Here is a 4,550-nt window from a genome sequence, read left to right as displayed (position 1 = left end):
GCACCTCGTACAACCACGGCTGGGCCGGCGGTGGCGGCGGCGCGGGCTACGCCGGCGGCGGCGGCGGCGGCGGCATGGACAACGGCGTCGGCAGCGCCGGAAAGGGTGGCGGCGGCGGTGGTGGTGGCGGCTCCAGCTACGTGCCGGTCCTCGACCCCGCGAACCCGCCGACCAACATCGGCTACAAGGACGGCGCCCATAGCGGCAACGGCTTCGTCACCATCACAGTAAACAGTTAGAGCCGGCGGCCGGCGGCTCGCCGGGGCAGGAGATCCTCCTGCCGCGCCATGACCGACAAGGCTTCGCCCTGTCGCCACCCCGGGGCCGCGCCATGACGCGGCCCCGGTTTTCATTCCGTGTGCGTCGTGACGCCGGGCCGTTGCCGGCCGGGGCAGGGAGGCCGCATCGGCCCGTCTTGCCAAGCGCCCCCGCCGCGGTCCAAGACTGAGGCCATCGTCACGCGCGGGGCGCCGCGCCAGGGCCGGCTCGACGGAACCAGCAGCGGCCGGCGCGACCCGCATCCGCAGGGGCAGCATGGCCGATCCTCTCCACAAGCTCTCATGGGACGATCTGCGCATCGTCAAGGCGATCGGCGAGAGCGGCGGCCTCGCCGCCGCGGCCAAGGCGCTGGGCCTGAACCATTCCACCGTCTCCCGCCGCCTCGCCGCGGTCGAGGAGGCATTGGGCGTGGCGCTGTTCGACCGGCGTCGCAGCGGCTACGCCGCCACCGGGGCGGGGGCCGAGATGGTCGCCCTCGGCGGACGGGTCGAGCAGGACATCCTCGGCGTCACGCGCCGCGTCTCCAGCCATGTGCAGGGCCATGCCGGCCAGTTGCGGGTGACCACCAGCGACGCGCTACTGCTGGATTTCCTGACCCCGATCATCGCCGGGTTCCGGGCCGCCAACCCGGAGATCTGCATCGAGGTGATCGTCAAGAACCGGGCGCTGAACCTGGCGCGCGGCGATTCCGACATCGCCTTCCGCGCCACCACCGCGGCACCGCCGGAGAACCTGTTCGGCCGCAAGGTCGCGACCATCGCCTGGGCGGTCTACGGCCGCCGGATCGACCATGTCGGCGCCTCGCCCGGCCTCGATGACCTCGTCCGGCGCCCATGGGTGTCCTATGGCAGCGGCCTGTCCCGGCTCAGGGCCCATCGCTTCGTCGAGGACCGCGTGCCGGCGGAGAGCATCGTCTACCGCAGCAACTCCGTCGCCGGGGCGGGGGCGGCGATCGCCGCCGGCATCGGCATCGGCTTCCTGCCCTGCATGCATGGCGACCTGGTGCCGGGTCTGGTGCGCCTCAGCCCGGTCGAGCGCGAGGTGTTCGACGAGCTGTGGATCCTGACCCATCCCGACATCCGCAGATCGGGCCGGGTCTATGCCTTCATGGAGCATTGCGCCCGGGCGATCCTGCGGCAGCGCGACGTCATCGAGGGCCGCGGGATCGCCGGCGGCGCCGGGCGCTGATGCGCAATCCTGCGGATCGAATTCCGCCGAGATGCCGGGTCCCGGGCCGAAGGGCCCCGTCGTAGGGTCCTGTCCGCCCGGCGAGGCGATGGCCGCCGGCCCGATCGGACGATCGGCGCCCGCCATGCCGCCCGCCGGACCCAAGTCGACAGACCGCCCCCTGAAAGGACGACGACGTGAGCATCACAGCGATCGCCAAGCCTGCCCGGACCCTGCTGAGCCCGACCGATCATGCGCTGATCCTGGTCGACCACCAGTCGCAGATGGCGTTCAACACCAAGTCGATCGACATCACCAGCCTGCGCACCAATGCCGGAATCCTCGCCCATGCGGGCAAGGGCTTCAACGTGCCGACGATCATCTCGACGATCTCGCGCGAGAGCTTCGCCGGCCCGCTGTTCACCGAGGTCACCGAGGCCTTTCCGGATGCGGAGATCACCGACCGCACCACCTCGAACGCCTGGGAGGACGAGAATTTCGTCCGCCGGGTCAACGCCGTCGGCCGCGACCGGCTGGTGATCGCCGGGCTGTGGACCTCGGTCTGCTGCAACGGCCCGGTACTGTCGGCGCTGGAGCAGGGCTTCGAGGTCTATGTCGTCACCGACGCCTGCGGCGACTGCACGCCCGAGGCGCATGAGCGCGCGGTCGAGCGCATGATCCAGGCCGGCGCCCGCCCGATCACGGCGCTGACCTACCTGCTGGAGCTGCAGCGCGACTGGGCCCGGCTGGAGACCTATGAGCTGACCACCGGCATCGCCATGAAGTTCGGCGGCGCCTTCGGCGTCGGCATCCAGTACGTCAAGGCGATGTTCCACGCCCAGGACGGCCGCAAGGCCTGACCCCGTCGCCGGCCGCGGGCGGGTTGCGGCAGCGCCGCCCGCCCGGGGCTGCGGGATGCCGTCCATGAAACCCTATCTCCTCTCGCTGGGGGCCGGCCTGCTGGTCGGCGCCGTCTATGCGCTGCTCGGCGTGCGCTCGCCCGCGCCGCCCGCCATCGCGCTGCTCGGGCTGCTCGGCATCCTGCTGGGCGAGCAGGCGGTGCCGCTGGCCCGGCAGTTGGTCGATCCGGCGAGGCCCGACACTCCCGCCGCCGAGGCACCTCCGGCCACACCGGGGTCGGACATCCGCCGCCCCTGAGGGGCGCGACGCTGCCCGCCAACCGAGGTTCTGATGACATCCAGCGTGCTCTGCACGGCCGTGCTGGCGGCCGTTGCCGTCGCATGTCCCGCCCGGGCCGGCGATTCCCCCGTCACCTCTGGCCTGCAGCTGAAGATCTCCGGCCGCATCGGCTTCCTGGCCGGCGCGGTGCTGACCGACAGCCGCCGGTCCGGGATGGACCGCGACTATGACTTCGCCAGCGGCGGGCGGCTGCAGTTCGACGTCGTCAGCGTCACCGATTCCGGCCTGGAATATGGCGGCCGCATCCGCTTCAGCGCTATCGACCGCCGCAACAACGTCGTGGTCGACCGCACCTACATCTATGTGAAGGGCGGGTTCGGCACGATCACCCTCGGCGATTCCGTGATCATCGCCGACGACATCGGCACGGTGTACGCCCACCAGACCCTGGCGCCGCGATTCGGCCTCGACACCGACTGGGCCGACAGCTTCCGCAGCCCGGCCACCAGCTTCGGCGGCAGCGACCGGTTCTTCGCCGTGGCCGCCTACGACACGATCAGCGGGCTCAGCAACAAGGATACCCGGATCAAGTACCTGTCGCCGAGCCTCGGCGGCCTGACCTTCGGCATCGACTTCACGCCCGTGGTCGGCGGTGCCGGCCATGCCGGCAATGGCGGCCGCAACGACCTGACCGACGACGGCAGCACCCTGTACGAGAACGTGGTCACCGCCGGCCTCGACTTCAGCCGGACTTTCGGCGGCACGGCGGTGCGCCTGGCCGCCACCGCGGTCACCGGCAACGGCGTCGCCGGCCATCACGATGTCGAGGCCTACACCCTCGGCGGCCAGGCCGGCTTCGCCGACGGCGTCTGGGCCAGCGTGAACTGGACCCATTTCGCCGGCCTGTACCAGACCGGCAAGGCGATCGATTCCATCGTCGGCGACCTGTCCTACACGACGGGTCCCTGGCTGGCCTCGATCGGCTATGCCGCCACCATCGCCGGGAAGGGCAACGCGCTGCGCTCGTCCTTCACCGATGGCCGCGACCTTCAGGCCAATCACAGTGTGATCGGAACTGTGGTGTACAGTCTGGCGCCGGGACTCAACCTGTTCGGCGAGCTCCGCTACGAACGGAACGGGTTCCGCACCGGCGACGACTTCGAAACCTCGGCCCTGACCGTCGGCACGACGCTGACCTTCTGAGCCGGACAGCACGTAGACCAACCTGGAGGAGACCGTATCATGAGCTCCGGAACCCCGAGCACCGCCCGCCGTCCGGGCGGGCTGACCGACCTTTCCGCCGACGCGACCAGGGACATCGGCGCCGCGCTGCGGGGCCTGCTGGCCGACGTCTTCGCCCTGTACCTGAAGACGAAGAACTTCCACTGGCACATGAGCGGGTCGCATTTCCGCGACTACCACCTGCTGCTGGACGAGCATGGCGACCAGCTGTTCGCCATGACCGATGACATCGCGGAGCGGGGCCGCAAGATCGGCGCCCAGACGCTGAAGTCGATCGGCGACATCGCCCGTCACCAGCGCATCCCCGACAACGACGCCGACCATGTCGACCCGCAGGACATGCTGGCCGAGCTGCGCGACGACAATCTGCGGCTGACCCAGGCGATGCGGCAGGTCCACAACACCTGCGACGAATACGGCGACGTCGCCACGGCCAGCCTGCTCGAGAACTGGATCGACGAGACCGAGCGCCGCACCTGGTTCCTCTACGAGTCGGCGCACCGGCCGCCCGGCTCGAACGCCTGATCCGTCCCCGGCAGGGGCCGGCCGCCGGCCGGCCCCGCCACTCAGCACGCAGCGATCCGGGCCCGCGGCCCGAAGGACCGTCATGGCAGGCCACGCGAACGACCTCCCGCCGATCGACCAGCTGATCCGGGGCGACGGCCCGGACGGCGCGCGGCGGGTGCTGCACTGGTACGACCTGATGTGCCCGTTCTGCTATG

Annotated in this window: 6 protein-coding genes; all 6 read left to right on the top strand. The window is 70.7% G+C overall.

The features are described 5' to 3' along the window. Window positions 1-239 (top strand): hypothetical protein (locus P409_RS41310; RefSeq protein ID WP_034845859.1); only part of this gene is annotated, 239 nt, incomplete at its 5' end. Window positions 240-534: 295 nt separating this feature from the next. After that, complete coding sequence (locus P409_RS27415; protein ID WP_081991828.1) at window positions 535-1,467, top strand: LysR family transcriptional regulator; 933 nt, start codon at window positions 535-537, stop codon at window positions 1,465-1,467. A gap of 176 nt (window positions 1,468-1,643) precedes the next feature. Beyond that, a complete protein-coding gene (locus P409_RS27410; RefSeq protein ID WP_034845856.1) occupies window positions 1,644-2,306 on the top strand; it encodes a hydrolase in 663 nt (220 codons plus the stop codon). A gap of 64 nt (window positions 2,307-2,370) precedes the next feature. Further along, window positions 2,371-2,604, top strand: a complete 234-nt coding sequence (locus P409_RS27405) for a DUF1427 family protein (RefSeq protein ID WP_034845854.1) — start codon at window positions 2,371-2,373, stop codon at window positions 2,602-2,604. Between the two features lie 33 nt (window positions 2,605-2,637). After that, a complete protein-coding gene (locus P409_RS27400) occupies window positions 2,638-3,789 on the top strand; it encodes a porin (protein ID WP_034845853.1) in 1,152 nt (383 codons plus the stop codon). 39 nt (window positions 3,790-3,828) lie between these two features. Further along, window positions 3,829-4,353: a Dps family protein gene (locus tag P409_RS27395; RefSeq protein ID WP_034845850.1), complete on the top strand. Its 525-nt coding sequence runs from the start codon at window positions 3,829-3,831 to the stop codon at window positions 4,351-4,353. Window positions 4,354-4,550: the final 197 nt, after the last annotated feature.

The sequence above is a fragment of the Inquilinus limosus MP06 genome, assembly GCF_000767795.1.
GTDB lineage: Bacteria > Pseudomonadota > Alphaproteobacteria > DSM-16000 > Inquilinaceae > Inquilinus > Inquilinus limosus_E.
The sequence above is the reverse complement of the archived record's forward strand: the minus strand, read 5'-3'. Positions and strand labels throughout refer to the sequence as shown.

What these genes read in the sequence shown, in the direction of transcription:
- P409_RS27400 (WP_034845853.1), top strand. Translation starts at nt 2,638, where the DNA reads ATGACATCCAGCGTGCTCTGCACGGCCGTGCTGGCGGCCGTTGCCGTC.
- P409_RS27415 (WP_081991828.1), top strand. Translation starts at nt 535, where the DNA reads ATGGCCGATCCTCTCCACAAGCTCTCATGGGACGATCTGCGCATCGTC.
- P409_RS27405 (WP_034845854.1), top strand. Translation starts at nt 2,371, where the DNA reads ATGAAACCCTATCTCCTCTCGCTGGGGGCCGGCCTGCTGGTCGGCGCC.
- P409_RS27395 (WP_034845850.1), top strand. Translation starts at nt 3,829, where the DNA reads ATGAGCTCCGGAACCCCGAGCACCGCCCGCCGTCCGGGCGGGCTGACC.